24 protein-coding genes are annotated in these 23,653 nt (G+C 71.0%); 13 read left to right on the forward strand and 11 right to left on the reverse strand.

Features of this window, described 5'->3' with window-relative positions:
• Window positions 1–67: 67 nt before the first annotated feature.
• Complete coding sequence (locus tag EES42_RS08205; protein ID WP_124717495.1) at window positions 68–1,417, reverse strand: tetratricopeptide repeat protein; 1,350 nt, start codon at window positions 1,415–1,417, stop codon at window positions 68–70.
• A gap of 243 nt (window positions 1,418–1,660) precedes the next feature.
• Here EES42_RS08205 and EES42_RS08210 point away from each other — a divergent pair, with 243 nt between their 5' ends.
• The 4 genes from EES42_RS08210 (at window position 1,661) to EES42_RS08225 (ending at window position 5,427) form a co-directional block, all read left to right on the forward strand.
• Window positions 1,661–2,104: a hypothetical protein gene (locus EES42_RS08210; RefSeq protein WP_206433412.1), complete on the forward strand. Its 444-nt coding sequence runs from the start codon at window positions 1,661–1,663 to the stop codon at window positions 2,102–2,104.
• Between the two features lie 110 nt (window positions 2,105–2,214).
• The gene (locus EES42_RS08215; protein WP_164495195.1) at window positions 2,215–3,150 is read left to right on the forward strand and encodes a spermidine synthase; all 936 of its coding nucleotides are present in this window, start codon (window positions 2,215–2,217) and stop codon (window positions 3,148–3,150) included.
• A 112-nt stretch (window positions 3,151–3,262) separates the two neighbouring features.
• Complete coding sequence (locus tag EES42_RS08220) at window positions 3,263–3,967, forward strand: response regulator transcription factor (protein ID WP_164495196.1); 705 nt, start codon at window positions 3,263–3,265, stop codon at window positions 3,965–3,967.
• Complete coding sequence (locus EES42_RS08225) at window positions 3,964–5,427, forward strand: HAMP domain-containing sensor histidine kinase (RefSeq protein WP_124717497.1); 1,464 nt, start codon at window positions 3,964–3,966, stop codon at window positions 5,425–5,427. The genes EES42_RS08220 and EES42_RS08225 overlap by 4 nt, the downstream gene beginning before the upstream one ends.
• 375 nt (window positions 5,428–5,802) lie before the next feature.
• On the opposite strand, the gene leuA is transcribed toward EES42_RS08225, so the two are convergent.
• Window positions 5,803–7,569: a 2-isopropylmalate synthase gene (leuA, locus tag EES42_RS08230; protein WP_124717498.1), complete on the reverse strand. Its 1,767-nt coding sequence runs from the start codon at window positions 7,567–7,569 to the stop codon at window positions 5,803–5,805.
• 174 nt (window positions 7,570–7,743) lie between these two features.
• Here leuA and EES42_RS08235 point away from each other — a divergent pair, with 174 nt between their 5' ends.
• The 6 genes from EES42_RS08235 to EES42_RS08260 all read left to right on the forward strand — a co-directional run bounded on the left by EES42_RS08235 (window position 7,744) and on the right by EES42_RS08260 (window position 15,170).
• On the forward strand, window positions 7,744–8,436 hold the full coding sequence (locus EES42_RS08235) for a FadR/GntR family transcriptional regulator (RefSeq protein WP_206433413.1): 693 nt from the start codon (window positions 7,744–7,746) through the stop codon (window positions 8,434–8,436).
• 623 nt (window positions 8,437–9,059) lie between these two features.
• A complete protein-coding gene (locus EES42_RS08240) occupies window positions 9,060–10,388 on the forward strand; it encodes an ABC transporter substrate-binding protein (protein WP_124717500.1) in 1,329 nt (442 codons plus the stop codon).
• A gap of 238 nt (window positions 10,389–10,626) precedes the next feature.
• Window positions 10,627–11,559: a carbohydrate ABC transporter permease gene (locus tag EES42_RS08245; RefSeq protein WP_124718441.1), complete on the forward strand. Its 933-nt coding sequence runs from the start codon at window positions 10,627–10,629 to the stop codon at window positions 11,557–11,559.
• A 15-nt stretch (window positions 11,560–11,574) separates the two neighbouring features.
• The gene (locus tag EES42_RS08250) at window positions 11,575–12,498 is read left to right on the forward strand and encodes a carbohydrate ABC transporter permease (RefSeq protein ID WP_124717501.1); all 924 of its coding nucleotides are present in this window, start codon (window positions 11,575–11,577) and stop codon (window positions 12,496–12,498) included.
• A gap of 72 nt (window positions 12,499–12,570) precedes the next feature.
• Window positions 12,571–14,034 carry a GH1 family beta-glucosidase gene (locus tag EES42_RS08255; protein WP_124717502.1) on the forward strand — a complete coding sequence of 488 codons (1,464 nt, stop codon included), beginning with the start codon at window positions 12,571–12,573 and terminating at the stop codon, window positions 14,032–14,034.
• A 104-nt stretch (window positions 14,035–14,138) separates the two neighbouring features.
• Window positions 14,139–15,170 (forward strand): LacI family DNA-binding transcriptional regulator, encoded by a 1,032-nt coding sequence (locus tag EES42_RS08260; protein WP_124717503.1) that lies wholly within the window; start codon window positions 14,139–14,141, stop codon window positions 15,168–15,170.
• Between the two features lie 581 nt (window positions 15,171–15,751).
• Here EES42_RS08260 and EES42_RS46040 read toward each other — a convergent pair.
• Window positions 15,752–15,958, reverse strand: coding sequence for a hypothetical protein (locus tag EES42_RS46040; protein WP_241196386.1), 207 nt, complete (start codon window positions 15,956–15,958; stop codon window positions 15,752–15,754).
• Between EES42_RS46040 and EES42_RS08265 the strand changes: the two genes are divergently transcribed.
• A complete protein-coding gene (locus EES42_RS08265; RefSeq protein WP_241196370.1) occupies window positions 15,887–16,036 on the forward strand; it encodes a helix-turn-helix domain-containing protein in 150 nt (49 codons plus the stop codon). The two genes, EES42_RS46040 and EES42_RS08265, sit on opposite strands and share 72 nt — an antisense overlap.
• Window positions 16,037–16,290: 254 nt before the next feature.
• Here the strand turns inward: EES42_RS08265 and EES42_RS08270 are convergent, their stop codons facing one another.
• From EES42_RS08270 to tgmA, 3 genes are read right to left on the reverse strand one after another with little or no spacing between them, the layout of a single operon-like run.
• Window positions 16,291–17,475, reverse strand: a complete 1,185-nt coding sequence (locus tag EES42_RS08270) for a methyltransferase domain-containing protein (protein ID WP_241196310.1) — start codon at window positions 17,473–17,475, stop codon at window positions 16,291–16,293.
• A complete protein-coding gene (tgmB, locus tag EES42_RS08275; RefSeq protein ID WP_124717504.1) occupies window positions 17,472–18,437 on the reverse strand; it encodes an ATP-grasp ribosomal peptide maturase in 966 nt (321 codons plus the stop codon). Before tgmB ends, EES42_RS08270 begins: the two co-directional genes overlap by 4 nt.
• Before the next feature lie 7 nt (window positions 18,438–18,444).
• Window positions 18,445–18,741: a putative ATP-grasp-modified RiPP gene (tgmA, locus tag EES42_RS08280; protein WP_124717505.1), complete on the reverse strand. Its 297-nt coding sequence runs from the start codon at window positions 18,739–18,741 to the stop codon at window positions 18,445–18,447.
• Window positions 18,742–19,318: 577 nt separating this feature from the next.
• On the opposite strand from tgmA, the gene EES42_RS08295 reads away from it, so the two are divergent.
• A complete protein-coding gene (locus tag EES42_RS08295) occupies window positions 19,319–20,563 on the forward strand; it encodes a Twin-arginine translocation pathway signal (protein WP_124717508.1) in 1,245 nt (414 codons plus the stop codon).
• A gap of 1 nt (window position 20,564) precedes the next feature.
• On the forward strand, window positions 20,565–20,882 hold the full coding sequence (locus EES42_RS08300; RefSeq protein WP_124717509.1) for a 4a-hydroxytetrahydrobiopterin dehydratase: 318 nt from the start codon (window positions 20,565–20,567) through the stop codon (window positions 20,880–20,882).
• A gap of 694 nt (window positions 20,883–21,576) precedes the next feature.
• Here the strand turns inward: EES42_RS08300 and EES42_RS08310 are convergent.
• From EES42_RS08310 to EES42_RS44630, 5 genes are all read right to left on the reverse strand, one after another.
• Window positions 21,577–21,909 carry a hypothetical protein gene (locus EES42_RS08310; protein WP_124717511.1) on the reverse strand — a complete coding sequence of 111 codons (333 nt, stop codon included), beginning with the start codon at window positions 21,907–21,909 and terminating at the stop codon, window positions 21,577–21,579.
• 37 nt (window positions 21,910–21,946) lie between these two features.
• Window positions 21,947–22,186, reverse strand: coding sequence for a hypothetical protein (locus EES42_RS08315; protein WP_124717512.1), 240 nt, complete (start codon window positions 22,184–22,186; stop codon window positions 21,947–21,949).
• 20 nt (window positions 22,187–22,206) lie between these two features.
• Entirely contained in the window at window positions 22,207–23,010 is an 804-nt protein-coding gene (locus tag EES42_RS08320) for a CHAP domain-containing protein (protein WP_124717513.1), read from the reverse strand.
• Window positions 23,007–23,258, reverse strand: coding sequence for a hypothetical protein (locus tag EES42_RS08325; RefSeq protein ID WP_124717514.1), 252 nt, complete (start codon window positions 23,256–23,258; stop codon window positions 23,007–23,009). Before EES42_RS08325 ends, EES42_RS08320 begins: the two co-directional genes overlap by 4 nt.
• Before the next feature lie 68 nt (window positions 23,259–23,326).
• Window positions 23,327–23,653, reverse strand: coding sequence for a hypothetical protein (locus EES42_RS44630; protein ID WP_164495194.1), 327 nt, complete (start codon window positions 23,651–23,653; stop codon window positions 23,327–23,329).

Below are 23,653 nucleotides of genomic sequence, written 5' to 3' on the forward strand. Positions count from 1 at the left end.
CGGGAGCCACGTGGCGGTCCGGCGCCGGAGCGACACCGGCCACCTGGACCGGCGGACCGGACGCGTCCTACGTCGCGGCCTTCGTCAGCTCCGCGTACCGCTCCAGGAAGTCCCGTACCTCCGCCACGCCCCGCTGCGGCATCAGCACCTCCGCCGCCCGGGCCAGCATCGCCCGGATGCGGGTCGACCGGACGCGGTCCAGCAGGTCCAGCACCTGATGGCCCGCCGTCGCCGCCTCCGCGGCCCGGCCCGCGCGGGCCAGGTCCCAGGTCAGCTCGGCCCGGTACAGCGCCAGGTTCCGGGTGAAGTGCGGGTCCTGGAGCCGGATGGCCCGCAGCGCGTGCCGGGCCGCCCGTGACCAGTCGCCCAGCGCCGACCAGCACTGCGCCTCCAGCATCTCCAGCTCCGCCTCCCGGAAGAAGCTCATCCACTCCGGATCGGCGTCGTGGGGCCCGCGCCCGAACGCGGTGTGCGCCCGGCCGATCGCCCGTTCGCAGCCGGTACGGTCCCCGAGCCCCGCCCGGCCTCCCGCCTCGCGCAGCGCGAGCAGGGCCAGCAGCCGGGGCGAGCCCAGCGGCTGCGCCGCCCGCTGCCCGGCCTCCGCCGCGCGCACGGACTCACGGGGCCGCCCGGTGTCCCGGGCAAGGAACGAGGTGTTGCAGAACGCGTGCGCCTCCAGCGCCGTGTCACCGGCCACCCGCGCCGTCGCGAGCGCCTCCGCGTAGTGCGAGCGGGCGTCCTCGAACCGGCTCGAGTCATGGGCCAGCCAGCCCACCGAGATGGCCAGTTCGCCCGCTCCGGCATGCAGCCGGTCGACGGTGGAGCGTCTGGTGGCCGTCCCGGAGTCGAGCAGCGCGTACGCCGCCCGCAGCGGGCCGGACGCCCTGCGGTACAGGCCGTCGCCGCCGTGCCGGTCGTCGAGCAGCCGGATCTGCCGCACCGCCTTCTCGACGGCGCCGACCTCTCTCTCGCCGACCCGGCGCGGGTCGGGCGGGGCGGCGGCCGCGGCGGATGTGCCGCCCGGACCCAGGGTCGCGGCCGCCATCGCGGTGGTGCCGCTCGTCATGAATACGCGACGCAGCACGTCGCTCTCCTCGTCGGTGTCGCTGTGGGGCACAGGGGGCGGTGGGGTTTCGGCAGTGGCCCGCGCCGCCCGGCCGCGCACGGTTTCGCGCGGCGAGAAGCCCAGGTCCGCCAGGGTCGTCCCGGGGAACATGTGCCGGAAGACCCGCTCGTACGCGTAGTTGGGGCAGCGGATCTCCCCGGACTCCACGCGTCCGATGTACCGGGCGTCGCACGCGACCTGCTCACCGATCTCGCGGGCGGATCTGCGTACCGCGGCAGCGAACTCCCCGGCGGAGCGCTGTCCGCGCAGCCGCCGGAAGGCGAGGTTGGGAACTGCCCCTGTCGACACCATGGACCGGAACCTCTCTTCCGCAGCCGGGGTTCCTGCTTCCGGTGTCCCGGCGGAGCAAGAACGTACCCGCTGTGACAGGTCACACACGGAGCGTTTGCCATCAAAGGCGGGCATCTCGCCCGCAATCCGCCATGAACTGCCACCCTTTGCGGCGGCGTGGCACCGTAGCCCTTGACGCAGTCGGCGCGTTGGTCCATGCGGAGACGGAAACCGGCTCCGCCCGGCGATGAGAGGAGAGGTCCCTTGTTGCATCCCGGCACGGAGACCGACGCACGGACGACTGCGACGACCCCGGCCGCGACGGGTGCCGCGGCACCCGCATCCACGGAGGACCACGGGGCCGTGCCCTGCGACCTGGTGACCGTCCCGGCCCGCCAGGGCCTGGAGGCCGTGGACATCCTGCGCCGGGACACCGAGCAGGACATCGGCCCGGTCCTGCACGACGGCACCTGCGACACCCTCGGCTTCCTCGTGCCGCCGGGGACCGCCGAGGCCTGGGACGTACCGGGCAGCGCCTGTACCCGGACCGCGGGCCGCGGGCTGCGCATCCCCGCCGAGCCGCCGGTCACCGGCAGCGGCTGGCTGCTGCCGCCCGAGGACGACGCCCCGGTCACCGACCCGGCCGTGCTGCGGGCCGCCCTCGACCAGGCGGCCCGGCTGATCGAGGCGGCCGACAGCTGCCGCTGACCGCCGGCTCCCCGGCCGCGCGCCCATAATGGGCAGGTGGGCGGGTTTCCCCGGCACGGCCGGTTCCACGCCGGTCCGGAGCGAAGAGCAGTGAGCAGGCACGAGCAGCGGTGGCACGTCGAGGAGGTTCGGGCGGGGGTGCGGGCGCCCGCAAGCGGTCCGACCGCAAGGCCGAGCACAGGACCGAACGCGGTGCCGGGCGCGCCGGGCGCAGGACGGAACCCCTCGCCGAACCGGTGGACGGCTCCCTCGCCGAGCTGGTGCCCGACCGGGAGCGGCCGCACGCCTGGACGCTGACGCTGGACGGCGCCCCGCAGTCCCATGTGGACCTGGACGACCCCACGTTCCTGTCCTTCGAGTACCAGCGCCGGATCGGCCACATCGCCGATCTCGTCGCACCCCCCGGACAGCCCCTGCACGTGGTGCACCTGGGCGGCGGCGCCTTCACGCTCGCCCGCTACATCGCCGCGACCCGGCCCCGCTCCACCCAGCAGGTCATCGAGGTGGACGCCGCCCTCGTCGAACTCGTACGCCGGGAACTGCCGTTGGACCCGCAGGCCAGGATCCGGGTCAGGGCCACCGACGCCCGCGCCGGGCTCGGGAAGATCCAGGACGGCTGGGCGGATCTCGTCATCGCCGACGTCTTCAGCGGGGCCCGTACCCCCGCACACCTCACCAGCACCGAATTCCTCGCCGAGGTCCGCAGGGTCCTGAAGCCCGGCGGGAGTTACGTCGCCAACCTCGCGGACGGGCCGCCGCTGACCCATCTGCGCGGCCAGATCGCCACCGCGGCCACCGTCTTCCCGGAACTGGCGCTCGCCGCCGACCCGACCGTGTGGCGCGGCCGCCGCTTCGGCAACGCCGTGCTGCTCGCCTCGGACCTGCCGCTGAAGGTCGCGGAACTGACCCGCCGGGTGGCGACCGATCCGCATCCCGGACGCGTCGAACACGGCCGGGCGCTGGCCGACTTCACCGGCGGCGCGGCCGCGGTGAACGACGCGGACGCCAGGCCGTCCCCGGCACCGCCCCCCTCGGCCTTCGGCTGAGCGGCCGCACGAGTTCACCGTAACCGGCACATCCTGCACCATCGGGCCGCCCGCCGTCGCGTTACCCCCGCGGCCGGCACCGCCCGGCCCCGGATGGCGTACGGTGCCGCCCATGGCAAGTGTGCTCGTGGTCGAGGACGACCAGTTCGTACGTTCCGCCCTCATCCGGCACCTGACCGAGGCGTCCCATACGGTGCGGAGCGTGGGCACCGCGCTCGAAGCGCTGCGCGAGGTCGCCCACTTCCGCTTCGACGTGGTCATCCTCGACCTCGGCCTGCCCGACCTCGACGGCGCCGAGGCGCTGAAGATGCTCCGGGGCATCACCGACGTACCGGTGATCATCGCCACCGCGCGGGACGACGAGAGCGAGATCGTCCGGCTGCTCAACGACGGCGCCGACGACTACCTGACCAAGCCGTTCTCGGTGGAGCACCTGTCCGCGCGGATGGCCGCCGTGCTGCGCCGCGCGCGCGGCGCCGGGAACGAGGCGCCGCCGCCGAGCGTGCTCCGGGTCGGCGGGCTCGCCATCGATCCGCTGCGCCGCCAGGCCGAACTGGACGGCGCCACCCTCGACCTGACCCGCCGGGAGTTCGACCTGCTCGCCTTCCTCGCCGGCCGGCCCGGCGTCGTGGTGCCCCGCAAGGAACTCCTGGCCCAGGTCTGGCAGCAGTCCTACGGCGACGACCAGACCATCGACGTCCATCTCTCCTGGCTGCGCCGGAAGCTGGGCGAGACGGCCGCCCGGCCGCGCTATCTGCACACCCTGCGCGGCGTCGGCGTGAAGCTGCAGCCGCCCGCCCCGGAGCAGCCTGCATGAGATGGGCCCTGGTCAAGGTCTGTCTCGCCGTCACCGCGATGGTTGTGGTCGCCTTCGCCGTGCCCCTCGGTCTCGTCGTCAAGGAGATGGCCCGGGACCGTGCCTTCTCCGACGCCGAACGGCAGGCCGCCACCATCGGCCCGACGCTCTCCATCACCACCGACCGCGATGAGCTCGAAACCGCCGTCCAGACCACCGAACCGGGCGGCGCGGGCCGGATGGCCGTGCACATCCCCGCCGCCGACGAGCCGGACAGCCGGCCGCTGGAGATCGGCACCGGGCACGCCACCCGCGAGGACCTGGAGACCGTACGGGAGACGGGGCGCGCCGCGATCACCGCGGTGCCGGGCGGCTCCGCGCTGCTCCAGCCGACCGCGCTCGGCTCCGGGGACACGGCCGTCGTCGAGGTGTTCGTGCCCGAGGACGAGGTCTCCAACGGCGTCGCCACCGCCTGGCTGGTGCTGGCCGGCGTCGGCGTCGCGCTGATCGTCGGCTCCGTCGCGGTCGCCGACCGGCTCGGCGTACGGATGGTGGAGCCCGCCCAGCGGCTCGCGGGCGCCGCCCACGACCTGGGGGAGGGCCGGCTGGGCACCAGGGTCGCGGAGGAGGGCCCGGCCGAACTGCGGTCGGCCGCCGCCGCGTTCAACTCCATGGCCGACCAGGTCATCCAGCTCCTCGCCAACGAACGGGAGCTGGCCGCCGACCTCTCGCACCGGCTGCGCACCCCGCTCACCGTGCTCCGGCTCAACGCCGCCTCGCTCGGCGAGGGGCCGGCCGCCGAACAGACCCGGGCCGCGGTCCAGCAGCTGGAGCACGAGGTCGACATCATCATCAGGACCGCCCGCGAACAGCGCCCGCAGTCCCAGGGGCTGAACGGCGCGGCCGGGGCGGGCTGCGACGTCTCCGAGGTGATCCGGGACCGGATGGCGTTCTGGTCGGCGCTCGCCGAGGACGAGGGCCGGGAGGTGCGCCTGGCCGGGGTGGACCGGACGGTACGCATCCCGGTCGCCAGGCCCGAACTGGTCGCCGCCCTGGACGCGTTGCTCGGCAACGTCTTCCGGCACACCCCGGAGGGGACCGCCTTCGCCGTCGATGTGCACCACAGCGGTGACGCGGTGATCGTGCTGGTCTCGGACGCGGGCGGCGGGATCGCCGACCCGGCGGCGGCCCTGGCCCGGGGCGGCAGTGGCCGGGGCCGGGCGGGAGGCTCGAAGGGCGCGGTGGGATCGACCGGGCTCGGCCTCGACATCGTCCGCCGCGTCGCGGAGTCCACCGGCGGCGATGTGCGGATCGGGCACTCGGTGCTCGGCGGCACGGAGGTGCGCGTCTGGATCGGCCTCGAAGGGCAACGGCCCGAACGGGACCGGCACGGGCACCGGGTGGGGCGGCGGGTCGGGCGGCGGCGACGCGGAGCGGCGCGCCGGAACGCGGTGCTCCGATTCCGCTCGGGGAAGGGCTGAGGGCCTGACCTCCGGCGGAGGTTTCGCCCGGCTTTCGTACGCGGCTTCGCCTGACCTCCGGCCGGGCCTTTAAAGGCTGCCGATGCGCTCCTTAAGGCGTTCATAAGAAGTCCGGCCAAGGCCCGAAGGGCGGCATTTGCCGGTTCCGCTGCGGCTAGCGTGCTCCTGAAGTTCCCGACCACCGAGTCCCTGACCACCGAGTCCACGACCACCGAGTCCACGACCACACGTACGCGCAGGCCCCTCGCCCCGGGGGCCGTAACTACCCTCCTCCGTCCTCCGTCCTCCGTCCTCCACCCCCAGCCCGCGCGTCCCGGCCGGCCAACTCCCCCCGACCGGCCGGGACGCGCGCCCCCTTCCGTCCCCGGACCGCCCTCAGCCCGCCCGGTTCACCGCCGACAGCACCGCCAGGATCGAGGCCGTGAGGACGGAGGTGTCCTGGCCCGCACCCCAGCGCAGCTCACCGCCCACCCGGCACTCCACGTACGCCATCGCCGGGCTGCCCTGCCCCGAACCCGTCGCCTGCTCTGTGAAGTCCAGGATGTCCACCTCGATGCCCGCGGCGGCCAGCGCACGGGTGAACGCCGAAACCGGGCCGTTGCCCGTGCCCTCGTAGTCACCCTCCCGGTCGTCCACCCGCAGCGTGCAGATGAACCGGTGCTCACCGGCCGGGTTCCGGTCCGCGGACCAGGAGGTCAGGGCCACGTCCCCGGCCCGCCCGGGAGCCAGGTACGCCGCGTCGAACAGTTCCCACAGATCCTTCGGCGTGGCCTCCAGGCCGCTGCCGTCGGTCGCGGCCTGCACCGTACGGGAGAAGTCCGCGCGCAGCCGGGCCGGCAGGTCCACCCCGTAGTTGCTGCGCAGCAGATGGGCGATGCCGCCCTTCCCGGACTGGCTGTTGACCCGGATGACGGCCTCGTACGTACGCCCCACATCCGCCGGGTCGATCGGCAGATACGGCACCGACCACAGCTCGGAGCCGCTGCTCGCGTGATGGGCGAAGCCCTTGCTGATGGCGTCCTGGTGGGTGCCGGAGAACGCGGTGTACACGAGATCGCCGCCGTAGGGGTGGCGGGGCGGCACCGGCAGCCGGTTGCAGTACTCGACCGTGCGGCGGATCTCGTCGATGTCGGAGAAGTCGATCATCGGGTCGACGCCCTGGGCGTGCAGATTGAGGGCCAGGTTGACCAGGTCGACGTTGCCGGTGCGCTCCCCGTTGCCGAACAGGCAGCCCTCCACCCGCTGCGCGCCCGCCAGGACGGCGAGTTCGGCGCACGCGGTGCCGGTGCCGCGGTCGTTGTGCGGATGGACGGAGAGGATCACCGAGTCCCGCCGGTCCAGATGGCGGTGCATGTACTCGATCTGGTCCGCGTACACATTGGGCGTCGCGATCTCCACCGTGGCGGGCAGGTTGTGGATGACCGGCCGGTCCGGGGAGGCGTCCCACAGTTCGGTGAGGCTGTTGCAGATCTCCAGGATGAAATCCGGCTCGGTGAGGATGAACACCTCGGGGGAGAACTCGAACCTGATGTCCGCCCCGGGCCGTGCCCGCGCCAGCCGTTCCATCTGCCGCGCGGACTCCATCACGGTGCCGTGCACCTCGGCCCTGCTGCGGCCGAGCACCACGTCGCGCCAGACGGGCGCGGTCGGGATGTACAGGTGGACGACCGCGCGGTCCACCCCCTCGATGGACTCGAAGGTCCGCTCGATCAGGTCCGGCCTGGCCGGGGTGAAGACGACCACGGTGACGTCGTCCGGCACCGCGTCGCCCTCGGCCAGATGCCGGACGAAGTCGAAGTCGGTGCGGCTCGCGGAGGGATAGCCGATCTCGATCTCCTTGAAGCCCATGGCGACGAGCAGATCGAACATCCGGCGCTTGCGCGGTGTGTCCATGGGTTCGGCCAGCGCCTGGTTGCCGTCGCGCAGGTCCACCGGCACCCAGAGCGGGGCGCGTTCGATACGGGCCTGCGGCCAGGTGCGGCCGGTCAGCGGGACCTCGACGCGGTCGAACGCCGAGCGGTAGCGGTGCGAGGGCATGGAGCTCGCCCGCTGCGGATTCCAGCGGGGTGCGTCGGCGGGCACGGGCCCGCGCGGGGTGCAGACGGTGGGGAAGCCGTGCATCGGTGACAGACGGTCGGACATGAAGAGGGCTCTTCTCGGATCGCCGGATGCGACCGGCGCAGCACGGCATCCCGCGGCGGGGTGCCGGTCGCTTCAGGCCCCGCCGCGGCAGCCGAGAAGAAGGAGACCGCTGTGCGTCATGGCCGGTAGAGTAGCCAGAAAGCAAGTCCTCAGACAACCTGACAGGTGAATCCGGTGTCCTCGCTCGGTCCGCTCCGCCCCAGCCCCCTGGTCGAACAGGCCACGAACCATCTGCGCGAGCAGATCACCGAGGGCCACTGGCCGGTCGGCATGCGGATTCCCGGCGAGACGACCCTGGCCAGGACGCTCGGCGTGGGCCGCTCCACGGTCCGCGAGGCGGTGCGCACCCTGGCCACCCTCGGGCTGCTCCGGTCCCGGCAGGGCGCGGGCGTCTTCGTCATCGCCGACCGGGTGACGGAGGGCTGGCCGACGAGGCTGCGCCGGGCCGCGATCACCGATGTGTACGAGGTGCGCATGCTGATCGAGGTCCAGGCCGCCCGGCTGGCCGCGCGGCGCCGCACGGACGAGGACCTGTCCGCGCTGGACGCGGCCCTCACCGCGCGGCGGGCGGCCGGTGCCGGGGGAGACGCGGAGTTCGTCGACGCGGACATCGCGCTGCACCGGGCCGTGGTGGTCGCCGCGCACAACCCCGTACTCACCGATCTCTTCGGCGAGTTCGCGCCCGCGCTGCGGCAGGGGCTCATCGACCTCGTGGAGCTCTTCGGCCTGCGCCGCGAGGACCCGGACCACGGCGACGCCACCCATGACGCGCTGGTGCGGGCCGTGGTGGCCGGGGACGCGGAATCGGCGGGCCGGGCCGCGCAGACGGAACTCGAAGCCACGCTGGCCCGGTTGCGGGCGGCGTAGGGCGGGGCTGCGAGTGGCGCGGCTCCGGGCTGCGCGTGGCTCTGGGTTCGGGCTGCGTGGCTCTGGGTTCCCGGCTGCGCGTGGCGCGGGCCGATTCCCAAGGGCGCGGGAGAACGGCTTCGGAGAGAGAAGGTGGACGTGCCCGCGGTCGCCCCGCCGTGCGGTGACCCGTTCACCTTCCGGAGGGCGGGCCGGTGTGAACCACGGATGACGGGAACCGCTGCCGGCGGCGGGCACGGCTGTGGGGTCCGGCGCGACCGGCGCGCGGTGCGTCCTGCCCGCCACGCCCCCGACCTGCGCATTCCCCGGACGGCGTGAAATCCCGGGCGGCGTATACGGGTTGTGGCAAGACCTCGGCAGGACACGGTCCCGTGACTTGCCGGACACGCTCGGGCAACGGAAGCGCCTTCAACTCTTGACACCCACCCCTCCGAGGCAGGAACCTTCCGACATCGACGCGTGGGAGCGCTCCCACGCCGGACGGCACTCCCGCCCGAACGGCACCGCGCGTGCCTCCCCTTCACTCGGAACACACCCGGAACACATCCGGAACGCCCCGCCCCGGAACAGCTCGCCCGGAACGTCACCCCGGAACGTCCCACCCCGGAACAAGGAGTAGTGGAATGCGCATCACCCGCACCGTCACCGGCCGGAGCCGCAGAGCCGCGGTCCTGGCCACCACGGGCCTGACGGTCTCGGCCCTGCTGCTGACCGGCTGCAGCAGCGACTCGGACCCGTCGGGCAGCACCGGCCCCGACGCGAACGGGAACGTCACGCTGACCGTCGCCGACTTCGGGCAGTTCGGCTACAAGGAGGCCGGGCTCTTCGCCAAGTACCACGAACTGCACCCGAACATCACGGTCAAGGAGAACGTCACCGCCGACGAGCAGGTCTACTACCCGAAGTTCCTCCAGCAGCTCAACACGGGCAGCGGGCTGGCCGACATCCAGGGCATCGAGGTCGGCCGGGTGAAGGAGCTCGTCGACACCAAGGCGGACGCCTTCGCCGACCTGGCCGGGGTCATCGACGCCGACCAGTGGGTCGGCTGGAAGGCGCTGCAGGCCACCACCAACGACGGCAAGGTCATCGGCGCGGGCACCGACATCGGCCCGATGTCGCTCTGCTACCGCCGCGACCTGTTCGAGCAGGCCGGTCTGCCGGCCGACCGCGAGGAGGTCGCCGCCAAGGTCGCCGGAGGATGGGACGACTACCTCAAGCTCGGCGAGGAGTACAAGAAGAAGGCCCCCAAGGGCACCTTCTACATGGACTCGGCCAGCGCCATGTACAACGGCGTGGTCTCCTCCAACGAGGAGCAGTACTACGCCAAGGACGGCAAGGCGATCTACAAGGACAGCGCCGGCGTCAAGGCGGGCTGGAACCTCGCCGCCGAGGCCGCCGGGAAGGATCTGACGGCCGGCCTGGCCCAGTTCCAGGACCCGTGGAAGGCCGCACTGCGCAAGGGTACGGTCGCCACGGTCGCCTGCCCCGCGTGGATGGCCGCGCAGATCGCCACGTACGCCGGTGACGAGTTCAAGGGCAAGTGGGACATCGCCCGCACCCCGGGCGAGACCGCGGCCAACTGGGGCGGCTCCTTCCTCGCCGTGCCCGCCAAGGGAAAGAACGTCGAGGAGGCGCAGAAGCTCGTCAAGTGGCTGACCGCCCCCGAGCAGCAGGCCGCCGTGTTCAAGGCCGTCGGCGTCTTCCCGTCGAACAAGGGCGCCTACGAGCTCCCCGAGGTGAAAAGCGCCAAGCTCGCGTACTTCAACAACGCCCCCATCGGTGAGATCTACGCCGAGGAGGCCCAGGTCATCCCCGCAGCCGTGCTGGGCCCTAAGGACGGCATCATCAAGGACAGCATCTCCACCCAGATCAACAACATGGAGCAGCGGGGCACCAAGCCCGACTACGCCTGGAAGGCCGCCACGGAGGCCATCGACAAGGTGATCGGCTGAGACACCCATCGATGCGGGCGGCCGGGACCCCACATCCGTGTCCCGGCCCGCCCGCACCGGGGCCGCCCCCAGGGTCTGCCCCACGCACGGACTCCGACACCACCGCCGCACCTGACCGGAACACCGGCCTGCCCCTGCGGTGTCGGCACACCCCAGGGAAGGACTCCCACCCGTGGCAACCTCGATCCCCGCCCGGGGCGCACCCGGTTCGAAGCCGGGCCGTCGCGTCCCGAAGGCCATGTCCCCCGGCCGCCAGGCATGGCGCAGCCGGCTGTGGCGATTCGACGACAAGGCGTCCCCCTACGCCTACATCGCACCGTTCTTCCTCGTCTTCGGCGCCTTCGGGCTCTACCCCCTTCTCTACACCGGCTGGATCGCCCTGCACCGGGTGGAGATGATCAGCCTCGACCGGACGGAATGGGTCGGCTGGGAGAACTTCAGCAGGATCCTCCAGGACCCGGAGTTCTGGACGACCGTCGGCAACACCTTCGTCATCGGTGTGATCTCCACCGTCCCGCAGCTGTTGGTGGCGCTGGGCCTGGCCCACCTGCTGAACTACAAGCTGCGCGCCAGCACCTTCTGGCGGACGGTGATCCTCACTCCGTACGCCACCTCCGTGGCCTCCGCCGCACTGGTCTTCGCCCTCGTCTTCCGCGCCGACGGCGGCCTGCTGAACTGGGCCCTGGACTTCATCGGTCTCGGCGACACCAACTGGGCCAATGGCCACTGGTCGTCCAAGATCGCCATCTCGGTCATCGTGATCTGGCGCTGGACCGGCTACAACGCCCTGATCTACCTGGCCGCTATGCAGGCCGTCCCGTCCGACCTCTACGAGGCCGCCTCGCTCGACGGCGCCTCGCGCTGGCAGCAGTTCCGCAATGTGACGATCCCGGCGCTGCGGCCCACGATCCTCTTCACGATCGTCATCTCGACCATCGGGTCGATGCAACTGTTCGGCGAGCCGCTGCTCCTGGAGGGCGGCACCATCGGAGCGCAAGGGGGCAACGAGCACCAGTACGAGACGCTCAGCGTCTACCTCTACAACTACGGCTGGAAGCTCGGACACCTCGGTCCGGCCGCCGCGGTCGCCTGGGCCATGCTCGCCCTGCTGCTGCTCATTGCCGCGATCAACTGGCTCGTCGGGCGCTCCGTGCGCAAGACCTCGGCCTGACCGGGAGCGATACCCATGACCACGACCAGCCCCGTCACCGCCCCGGACCACCGTCAGGCGTCCAGGGCCGCAGTCCCCGGCACTCCTTCGCGGCGCAGCAGGTTCAAGCAGGGTGCGGGCCGCCAGCACCACGCCGGCCCCTTCGCCTACTTCGCCCTCGCCGTCGTCGGCATCGGCTCCCTCTTCCCGCTGTACTGGACACTCGTCGCCGCGTCCCGTACCCAGGACGAGGTACTGGACACCACCCCGCCGTTCGTCCCCGGCGGCAACCTGTTCAACAACCTCGAAGCGGCCTGGGAACAGGCCCATCTCGGCAAGGCCATCTGGAACACGCTCGTCGTGTCCGCGAGCATCACCGCGGCGACGCTCTTCTTCTGCACCCTGGCCGGCTACGCCTTCGCCAAGATGCGCTTCAAGGGCCGCGGCGCACTGATGACCGCGGTCGTCGCCACGCTCACGATCCCGCCCCAACTCAGCGTCGTACCGCTGTTCATGATGATGTCCGACATCGGATGGGGCGGTCAGCTGGAGTCGGTGATCTTCCCGACGCTGGTGAGCGCGTTCGGAGTGTTCTTCATGCGGCAGTACCTCAGCGAGGCGCTGCCCTACGAACTCATCGAGGCGGGCAAGGTGGACGGAGCGAACAACCTCCGCGTCGTGTGGAGCATCGTGCTCCCGGTGGCCCGCCCGGCCATGATGGTGCTCGGCATGCTCACCTTCGTACAGGCCTGGAACGACTTCTTCTGGCCGTACCTCGCCCTGAACCAGGAGAACCCCACGCTCCAGGTGGCCCTGGGCCAGCTGAGCGCCTCCTACGTCCCCGACCAGAGCATCGTGATGGCGGGCGCGCTGATCAGCACACTGCCGCTGCTCGTGGTCTTCGTGGTCTTCGGCAAACGGATCGTCGGCGGGATCATGTCCGGCGCCGTCAAGGGCTGATACCGCCGCCAAGGGCCGACACCGCACCACCCACCTCCTTCCCCCGCCCATCCACCCTGGGAGCGCTCCCGCATGACTGCCGTACGACCCGACACCGCCCCGAAGGCCGCACCCGAAGCGGCGGAATTCCCGACCGGCTTCGTCTGGGGGGCGGCCACCGCCGCCTATCAGGTCGAGGGCGCCGCCGCCGAGGACGGCCGGACCCCCTCCATCTGGGACACCTTCAGCCACACCCCGGGCAAGGTCCTCGGCGGGGACACCGGAGACATCGCCGCCGACCACTACCACCGCTACCGCGACGACGTGGCGCTGATGAAGCGGCTCGGCCTGACGGCCTACCGCTTCTCCGTCTCCTGGCCACGGGTGCAGCCCACCGGCCGCGGCCCCGCCGTCGAACGCGGCCTGGACTTCTACCGCAGGCTCGTCGACGAACTCCTCGAAGCAGGCATCGCACCCGTCGCCACCCTCTACCACTGGGACCTGCCCCAGGAGTTGGAGGACGCGGGCGGCTGGCCCGAGCGCGTGACCGCCGAACGCTTCGCCGACTACGCCGACATCATGGCCGGGGCCCTGGGCGACCGGGTCACCACCTGGACCACCCTCAACGAGCCGTGGTGCTCGGCCTTCCTCGGCTACGGCTCCGGCGTGCACGCCCCCGGCCGCACCGAGCCCGCCGCCGCGCTGCGCGCCGCCCACCACCTCAACCTCGCCCACGGCCGGGCGACCGAGGTCCTGCGCGACCGCCTCCCCGCCACCGCGCAGATCTCGGTCACCCTCAACCTCCACCACGTCCGCCCGTTGACCGGCAGCGCCGCCGACGCGGACGCCGCCCGCCGGATCGACGCGGTGGGCAACCGGATCTTCACCGGCCCGATGCTGCACGGCGCGTACCCCGAGGACCTGATCGCCGACACCGTGCGCCTGGTCGACTGGTCGGAGCTGGTCCACGACGGCGACCCGGCGGTCATCTCCCGCCCGGTCGATGTCCTGGGCGTCAACTACTACACCCCGACACTGGTCTCCACGCCCGCCGACGGCGCCGGCGACTCGCGCGACGACGGCCACGGCAACAGCGACCACTCCCCGTGGCCCGGCTCCGAACACGTCGCCTTCCACCTCGCCGAGGGCCGTGAGCGCACCGCCATGAACTGGGCGATCGACCCCGACGGGCTGTACGAGCTCCTCATGGACGTGGCCCGGGACAATCCCGGCCTGCCACTGATGGTCACCGAGAACGGCGCGGCCTTCGACGACCACGTCTCGCCCGACGGCCGGGTGGAGGACCCCGAGCGGGTCGAGTACCTGCGCGGCCACCTCGACGCGGTGCGGCGGGCCGTGGCCGCCGGAGCGGACGTACGCGGCTACTTCCTCTGGTCCCTGATGGACAACTTCGAGTGGGGCTACGGGTACTCCAAGCGCTTCGGCGCCGTCTACGTCGACTACGCCACCCAGCGCCGCATCCCCAAGGCGAGCGCCCACTGGTACGCCGACCTCATCCGCCGCCAGCGTAGGATGGGAGCGCTCCCAGAGGGGTGATGCGGAGCGGCGGCCCGTCCCCGGACGGGCTGCCGGAAGAGCCGATCACAGGACTTGGCCCGGCCACCCGGCTGTGAGAAATTGACCGCGAACGGGAGGCAGCCATGACGGCAGCGCGAGTACGGAGCGGTGGCCGGCCCACGCTCGAAGAAGTCGCGGCACGGGCAGGGGTGGGGCGCGGCACCGCCTCGCGGGTGATCAACGGTTCACCGCGGGTCAGCGCACAGACCCGCGAGGCGGTGGAGGCGGCCGTCGCCGAGCTGGGCTACGTACCCAATCGCGCGGCCCGCGCCCTCGCCGGGAACCGCACGGACGCCATCGCCCTGGTGGTGCCCGAGTCGGAGACCCGTTTCTTCGCCGAGCCGTACTTCTCCGACATCGTCCGCGGTGTCGGAGCGGCGCTCGCCGACACCGAGATGCAGCTGCTGCTCACTCTCGTCGGCAACGACCGCGAGCGCCGCCGGCTGGCCCAGTACCTGACCGCGCACCGCGTCGACGGGGTGCTGATGGTCTCCGTCCACGCCGACGACCCGCTGCCGGACCTGCTGGAACAGCTCGGCATGCCGGCCGTGATGGGCGGCCGCAGATCGGCCTCCGAGACGCTCGCCGCGGTCGACTCCGACAACTTCGGGGGCGCCCGCGCCGCGGTCGGCCACCTGGTGACCCGGGGCCGCCGCGCCATCGCCACGATCACCGGGCCCGGGGACGTCCACGGTGCGCAGCGCCGCCTCGACGGCTACCGGGCCGCGATCCACGAGGCCGGTCTCGAACCGGACGAGCGGCTGATCGGCCCCGCCGACTTCTCCGAGGAGGGCGGCGCCCGCGCCATGCGCGAGCTGCTGGCCCGCCGTCCCGACGTCGACGCGGTCTTCGCCGCCTCCGATGTGATGGCCGCGGGCGCCCGCCAGGTCCTGCGCGAGGCCGGCCGCCGCATCCCGGACGACGTGGCCCTCATCGGCTTCGACGACTCGGCGGTGGCCCGCCACATGGACCCGGCCCTCACCAGCGTCCGCCAGCCGATCGAGGAGATGGGCCGCACGATGGCCCGCGTGCTGCTCAAGGAGATCGCGAGCGAGACCCAGGAACGCCCCCAGATCGTGCTCCCCACCGAACTGGTCGTCCGCGACTCCTCGTGACGGCCGCCGGATGCTCGGCGAGACCCGCCGGGAAGACGGCGGGGATGAACCGGCGGCGCCTGTGTCGCATACAGGCGCACCGGCCCGTTGCGTTTCCCGGCCGTGATCCCTCGCGCGCGCCGGAGCCGCCGGAGGCCCAGCGGCCCGTACGCCCCCGAGGCGACAGCCCAAGGTCCTGAGGCCCCAAGGCCCTGGACATGATGAAGGCCTGACCCGTTTTCACGGGTCAGGCCTTCATCATTCAGGGTGAGTAACGGGACTCGAACCTGTTTTGTTACCCACTTTTGACCTGCGACGACGCCGAAAACCACACCAAATCGGGTCAGTTCGATACCAGTGCGAGCCACTGAATGCCGCCCCGTTCCCGCTCGTGTTCCCACGGGAACAGTCCCTGTCGGGCCTGCCCCATGCCCCGCAGGGGCTGAGTAGCAAACTCCGTAACCGCCATGGCCGGGAACGCAACAGCGCCCCCGCCGAAGCAGGGGCGCTGCCGGTCCCTCCGAGCCGCCTGGGGGCAGTGCGCGGAGGGCCGCTAAGGGGAGTGACGCATTCCGTAGCATCCATGATCAGTCGTTTTACGGTCAACCGTAAAGACAAACGATCATGCTGCCCGCGAGCGTGGGCAGGTGCACCACCAGCCGATGCCCCCCGACCGCGTCCATGCTCGACGCCGGGCCATCGGCGACCGCATGCGGGCCGCCCGACTTCACGCGAACTTGACGCAGGAAGCAGTCGCGCTCAGGGCCGGTATTCGGATCGCGACCTACAGCGAGATCGAGCAGGGGCACCGGGCCGCACTTATTGACACCTTGATTGTCATCGCCGATGCGATTGGTGTAGCGCTCGCAGACCTCGTACGGGAGTAGCTCAGCCTCCCCTCAATATGATGGGTACTCAGCGCCGCACTTCTGGCAGACCTGCTTGCCTTCCTCATGGCGAGTGGTCCCGCCACACGGGCAGAAGAAGATTGCAAAGATGGCGATCATATTGAGGCCTTGTGTAGTGGTGGAATGAAACCCGCCCGCACCTTCGGCCGCCGACGGCCTCGGGTGCGGGCGGGGCCCGTCCACGGCTGGTCTGCGCGAGCTCGCAGCCGTGGGCGGGAGATCAGTGCCGACAGTCAGGCGGAGACGTCCAACCGGGTGCCGTCGGGGATGTGCCAGATATGCGTACTGCCGTCCGCCTTGCGGACATAGCTGAACTGGTCGTGTGAGGGGCGGCCCGCATCGTTCCACCAGCGCCACATGTCCTCGGCCCGGGTCCACAGCCCAGGATCGCCGCCGTACGTAACCGCCCCCACATCGTCGCCGCCGAGAGGCAACCGGGCCCATGACCCGGCGGGATCCTGGATCTGCAGAGCCATCGCGCCCGAGTCATCGACGTGGTACACGAGCTCTGCCCCGGGCAGGCGCAGGGCGAGGAGCAAGCGGAAGGCGTAATTGCCGCGCACGTCTGCGGCGGTGAGGGCTGACGGCCACGTGCCCGTCTCGGCAGCTCGCTCCGGCCGCTGCGGCACCGGGTACGTGCGGGCCGCGCTGCGCGCCGCCATGAATCGGCCGGCCGTCTCGGTGAAGCGGCCGCGGGCACAACCCTGCTCGTCGACCTCCAGACGGACGAGCCCGCCCTCGATACCGAGCGCGATGTCAGCGACCAGGACCGTGCCGGGCCTGCTCTGCTCGATCCAGGCAGCCGGGATCGCCGGGACGGAACACGTCGCAATGATCCGGTCGAATGTCTCTCCGGTGGGGTAACCCTGTTGGGCTCCGTTGCCGGGGACAACCTGCGGCATGAACCCCGCGGACGACAGATGGTCCTGAGCGGCGCGGACGAGACCGGGGTCGATGTCGACGGAGTACACCATCTGCTCGCCGAGGCGTGCGCTCAGCAGGGCCGCGTTGTAGCCGGTGCCAGTACCGATTTCGAGAACGCGGTGGCCGTCTTCGACGCTCAGGTCTTCGAGCATTCCGGCCATGAGGCTGGGCAAAGTGCTGGATGAGGTGGGGATGCCGGTCCACGCGGTGTCGTCGACCTGCTCGGCGGTGTCCGGGTCGAGGGCGGTCACGAGCGTCTGATCGCGGTAGACGGCGGCGAGGTCGTCGGCCGTTTCCGTGCCCTGGTGCTCGCGCCAGACAGCGATGCCGCGCTCGTTCGTCTCCTGAGCGAACCAGCGGGGCACGAACAGATGCCGGGGCACGGTGCGGAACGCCTCGGCCCACGGGGGTGTGCGGATGGCGCGGGAGCGGGTCAGCTCGTCGGCGAGGGCGGACATGTGGGGGCGGACTTGATCGATGGTCGGAGCGCTCATACGGGGACTCCTTGCAGTTCATCAGCAATGGCCGACGCGATGGGCAGACCGGTAGCGTGCTCGATCCAGTCCCACTGACCGCACGGATTCGCCTCCAGAAAGACCCACTCGCCGCCCGGGGTGACGATGAAGTCGGCGGCGGCGAACCGCAGGTCGAGGGCGGACATGTAGCGGCGCACGCCCTCGGCGACGTCGTCGGGCGTCGTCGTCGGGCGGTAGGTGAGCGAGGCGTAATCACTGCGCCAGTCGGTGTGAGCGGCAGCGCTGCCGGCGTGCACCTCGGCGGCGAACAGGCGATCGCCCACGACGGTGAGACGTACCTCGTGTGCCTTGTCTACCCATGCTTGGAAGAGGTGGGCGGTGGTGTCGATGCCACGCAGGTCGTCGAGGTCGGCCTCGGTGATGCGGTGGGTGTACACGGTCTTGAGCTGGTCACCCTCGACGAACACGGGGGTGGCGACCGGCTTGCAGATCATCTGTCCGCCGACGTCGCCAACGAACGCCCGGACGGCATCGGGAGTGTTGGTGATGAGCGTCGGCGGAATAGTGAGACCGGCCTGCCGAGCGGTGGCGAGTTGGAGCGGCTTGTACTCGGCGCGGGACATCGCGGCCGGGTGGGAGACCCACCGGCAGTCGAGCGCCGTGATGACGCCGCCGAGGCCGGCACGGGCCTGAGCGGCGGCGAACCGGCGCTCAGACTCCGACATGGCGACGGGGAAGACGAACGGGTTCGGGGCCCGGTAGTAGACGGCCTCGATGTCGGCGAGATCAACGGCGCGGTGGGCGGTGGTGAGCCCGCCGGCCCACCCCCGCCGGGCGTCGATGCGCCCGGCAAGGGTGAGTTCCTGCGGAAACTCGGCGGTGTCCATGCGGAACACCTCCGCACCACCGTCCGCGAGCGCCTTCACGACGCGATCAGTCGGCCAGTCGTCGCGCGCTGCGATCACGAGAACGGTGGACATGGGGCAGTCAGTCCTTCGGGCCCTCGTCGAGCGGCGGCGGGCTGGTCATGCTGCCGTCGGGGACAGTGGGCTGGTGGGTCTGCATGTAGGGCAGCGGGCCCTCGTAGAGACCGACGGACATCTGCAGCTCGTTGTCGTAGACGGCCGGCGGCATCACGATGGCCTTTGTCGCGTCCGGGGTCCGTGCGAATCGGAGAACCCACGGGCGAGTGTTCACGCTGCTCGGCAACTCGCTGCCGTGTAAGGCGCGCGGCAGCTTGGATGCGAGCGGGAAGGCTTCCCGCGGATCCGCAAGGGTGATCATGTGTCGTTCCTCCTGTAGCGGGTTGGTTCTGCAATGTGGCGGGGTGTGCCGTTGCCGCACCGGTCGCACTCGCAAGGCGGGTACCTGGATGTCCGGGGCGGATCCTTGAGCGGGACAACCTGCGTCGTCGGACGAATGACCCGCGTTTGGCCGTGCCGGTCGACCTCGTACACCGTGATCGTCATTCCCATTCGGACAGCCCCCGATTGTTCCAACAGCGGCGGCAGCACCGAGGGAACCAGTGGGCAGCCGTTCCGTGCGCGTCGACGGGGCGCGGCCCGAGGTCGTGCGCCGTTCCGTTGGCCAGCGTGACCGCGCACCAGACGCAATGCGCGCCGCGCTGCTGCGCAGCGGACAGCGACGCCACGGGTGGAAGGTCGATCAGCTTGGTAGTCATGCGGATCGGCCCCCGGCCTACGTCGATTGAGGGGCATCCAGCCAGTTCGCTGTACCGCCCGCCTTCACACCCTGATGATGTGTGTGCACGGTGAGCAGCGAATAGGCCGCCGAATGGCCACGCGTGGCCACGTAGCGGTCACGGCCAAAAGAGCGGACGATGACACCTCAGACTGGGCACATGAGCCGCAACGACGCGCTAAGGGCCGCACGGCTGCGCGCGGGCTGGCGGACCATCGAGGCAGCCGCCAAAGCCCTCACAGAGCACGGGCAACAGCTCCTCGACGACCACCAGTTCACCGTCTCCTCTCGCACCTGGAGGCGCTGGGAGGGCGACCGGCCCGGGTGGCCGGCCGAGGAGACTGCGATCGTCATCCACGACGCGCTCGGCCGCTGGCCGGAAGACCTCGGGTTTACGACTCCGCCGGGATGGATCCGGCCTGAGCACCACGAAGAGGAGCAGGTGCGCCGCCAAGCTTTCACCTCCGTCACCGCAGCCGCACTTGTTGCGGGACCGGTCGCGCCGCAGCACGTTGACCCTGCCCTTATCGACTACTTCCAGCAGCAGCTGGAGGGCCACTACCGGGCCGACATGTTCCTCGGTCCTCACGACCTGATCGGCACTGTCTCTGCTCAGTACCAGCTCATCGACAAGCTGGTGCGTTCGGCAAAGGGCGAGACTCGCCGCGGTCTTCTGCGGGTTGGCGCGGCCTATGCCGCTCTCGTTGGCTGGCTGTACCAGGACGCCGGAGACATGGACGGAGCAGCGTTCTGGCGCGGCGTCACCCAAGAGATTGCGATGCGGTCCCGCGACCCGCACCTCATCGGGTACGCGCTCGTCAACCAGGCCCAGGTACGCACCGATCTCGGCGACGGGCATGCAGTCGTCGACCTGTGCGAAGCCGCACTTGACGACGCTGACCAGCTCGTTCCGAAGGTGCGCATCATGGCCATGCAGCAGCAGGCACATGGCGCCAGTCTCACCGGTGAACGCGGCCTGGTCGACCAACTTATTGACCAGGCCGACCGGCTGTTGCCCCGCGTTGACGACGACTTGCCCTGGGGCAACGCGTGTCGGCGCACGCCGGGATACCTGGAGGTGCAGCGGGCCACCTGCTACGGGCGGCTCGGTCTCAGCGCAGAGGCCGGTGCCTTGTGGTCGCAAGTCCTCGCCATCGTTCCGGAGACCGCCCGCCGCGACCGAGGGGTGTACATGGCTCGGCAGGCGACAGCTGCGGCGGCTGCGCGGGAGCCGGACCAGGCGGTCGAGATCGCCCGGACCGTGGCCACGATTGCGGTAGAGACCCGCTCGGCCAGGATGCGGCGGGAACTGGTCACCCTGGAGCGGGCTATGCGGGCGTGGCAGGATGCCCCGGTCGGCCGGGATCTTGCGGAGATCCTGGGGCCCGTGACCGAGAGGGGATGACGTGGCAGGCGTACCGAAGCCGCTGACGGACGAGGAGATCGAAGCGCGGCTGGCCAAGTTGCCGAAGTGGAACCGTGACGGGGACGAGATTCACCGCAGGGTGGATATCCGGTATCACGCGGGGGTGGCGTTGATCGTGCACATCGCCGACCGGGAACGCCGCATCGGCCACCACGCAGACATCAACCTCAGAATCGACCACCTGCACATTGCTGTCACGACACATGACGCCGACTGCAAGCTGACCGAGGCCGACTTTGACCTCGCAGCCCGGATCGACGCCATTGCCGAAGCGCACCAGGCCACGCCGCTCGACTGACCCTGGACACACGAAACCGCCCCCTGCACCGGCCGAAGCCGGGCAGGGGGCGTAGTTCATGAGCGGCGGCGTTCCGCCGGGAGTCCGAAGACGGTCGGGGACGGTGAGGAGTCCGGGCCGCTCGGTGCGTTCCGGCGGCACATCAGTCCGTCCGGGTCATCCGGCGGCGGCTGCAGGCTGTACCCGGCCGGGCAGGTCTGCCCGTCCGCGCCGTCTCGCCCATCGGAACCGTCGGCCCCGTCCTTCCCATCCGCGCCGGCCGGACCGGGCGGCCCGGTGACCGTCGCCCCATCCGCCCCCGGCGGACCGGCCGGGCCCGGTACCGGCGTGGGCGTCGGCGCATCCTTGCCAGCCGGCCCCGTGGCACCCCGCTCACCTCGGGCACCGGCCGGCCCTGGAATCGGCACCGGCACCTGCGCCCGGTCCGGCAGATCCGTCACAGCACGCCCGGGATCCGGCGCCGCAGGTGTCTCGCCCTTCGCTGCGATTTGCGCGCGCAGCACCCGCACATCGCCCGCCAGCGTCGACACAGCCGTTCCGCGCCGGTCCGCCTCGGCCGCGAGGTCATCCGCACGCCGGTCTGCAGCGCCGATCCGCAGCCACACGAGCAGCACGGCACCGGACAGGACGAGCAGCACCGCGGCGAGCGCGAATGTGCGCCACTGCCGCACCAGAACGTCAGGTCGGCGATGCATCACAGCGTGTTCCCTCCCAGCTCGGCGATTCGAGAGTGCAGCCGATCCCGCTCGGCCGTGAGCGCGGTGATCTGCGTCTGCAGCGCCGTCTTGTTGGCCCGTTCACTGGCGAGCTCGGCGTACGCCGCAGCGAGCCGCACCTCGGTATCGGCGAGCTTCTGCTGCGCCTTGTCCCGCTCTTCTTGCAGGTTGTCGACGAGCGACGAGTAGCCGCCGAGCACGGCGCCGGACTGCGACGCGCGGTTCGCGCCCCGTTGTCCGACGATCGCGGCCGCGGCCGCCGCGAGCCCGACGACGATGGTTCCGACGGCGCCGAGCGTCGCAGCGTCCACGCGGGATACCTCCGGTCGTACAGATGGGGCGGTCGCGCTACGCAGTGAGGTTCGGCGGGGTCGCCGGATCCTTCGCCGCCGGCAGCGTCGAGGCGGTACCCGCCCGGCCGACGAGCCGCCCGGCGACCCACCCCTTTGCCGACGCGAGGACAAGCCCGATCGGCGCGGCCCACCACAGATCGATGTTCGCGAGATCGACGATCAGGATGCCGAGCGCAGCCTGCACACCGGTCCAGCCGGCGCGCTCCGCAGCGTCAGCGAGCAGCTTCGTGTTCATGTCCGTATGTCCTTTCGTGGTCAAGCGGTGACGGTGAAGCCGTGCGCCTTGCCGAGCCTGGTGAGCGTCGTCTTCCCAGGCCGGCCGTCGGCGTCGCCGCCGGGCTGTGTCCCGTGGAATCCGAGCCGCTGCTGATAGAGGCTGTACGCGCTGAGCGTCGCCGTGCCCCAATGTCCGTCCGCGTATCCGGCGCTGAGCAGCTTCTCGGCGACGAGCGCCTTTTCGACGATCGCGACACCCGCATACGAGACGGGCGTGCCCTTCTTCGGCGGGTCGGTCTTCGCCGCCGTGATGAGCTTCGCGAGGGACACCTGCGGCAGCTTCGAGCCCGAGCCGCTGCCCGCGGTCGGCGCGACCGGCTTGTACTTCGGCCGGCCGAACCCCGCGATCTCGTGGACGTTGCGAACTCGTCGGGCGCAGACGTTCGCGGTGTTGCCCTCGATCGTGTAGACGTACCCGCCAGAGACTGAGGTGACGATGCCGACGTGATCGATCCTGCCGATCTCGGATGAGCCGTCCCAGTCGAAGAACACGATGTCGCCGCGCCGGATGCCGGACCCGGCGATGCCGTTGGTCATCGCGGTCCACTGTCCGGCTTCCTTGAACCGCTGCGCGTGCGCGACGGTGTACGCGTAGTCGGTGCCGAAGCAGACCGCGGCGTACTCGCCGGACTCGACGGCAGCGCGGGTGACCATTGCGTTGCACCAGGGGAAGTTGTAGTTGTACGCGGCGCCGTTGCGCTGCCGGTACCACTCCTGCACGGTGTTCGGTTCGCCGGTTCCTATCCAGCGCTCCATGGCCTTGATCATGCCGTCGACGCTCATTCGGACTCGCCCCCGTCCTCGATGCCGTCCGCCGCCGGGGCGGCGCTGTCGACGGGGGCCTCGGCGGCGGCGACCTGGTCGCCGACCTCGGGCCCGACGTAGAAGCCGGCCATGTCCGGAGCGCCGTGCTGAGCGGCGAGCAGCGCCTGCTCGTCGTCGACGGTCGGCCCGTTGCCGGTGCGTATGAGGTGCTGCGCCTGCTCGTCCTGGTCGCCGAGCTGGTCGGGCACCGGTCGTTCGTTACCCATGGGTGAGCCCCTTTCGCGGGCATGAAAAATGCCCCGGCCGGTAGCGCGGGGCGTCGTTGGAACGGTGATCAGGTGAGGTTGGGTTCGGGCGTCGGGTCCGGCACCGGCTCGGGCTCCGGGTCCGGTTCTGGCTCGGGGATCTCGTTTCCCGGCAGGGGCGGGGGCCGGTTCCACGACCAGTAACCGAGGTCACCGCGGGCGAGCCCGCTGAGATCGTCGAGGTATTCGAGGCTCTGCATCCATGGCACCGTGTTGTCGTCGGCCAGCACGCGAGCATTGATCGTCGTCGCCGTCCAGACATGCGTAACTAGCCCCGGCGAGTACGCGAGTCCGTTGTTACGGGTGTCGAGCATGGCGACGAACACGACGTCGCCGACTTCCGGAATGGCAGGCAT

It is taken from the genome of Streptomyces sp. ADI95-17 (genome assembly GCF_003846175.1).
GTDB classification, from domain to species: domain Bacteria; phylum Actinomycetota; class Actinomycetes; order Streptomycetales; family Streptomycetaceae; genus Streptomyces; species Streptomyces sanglieri.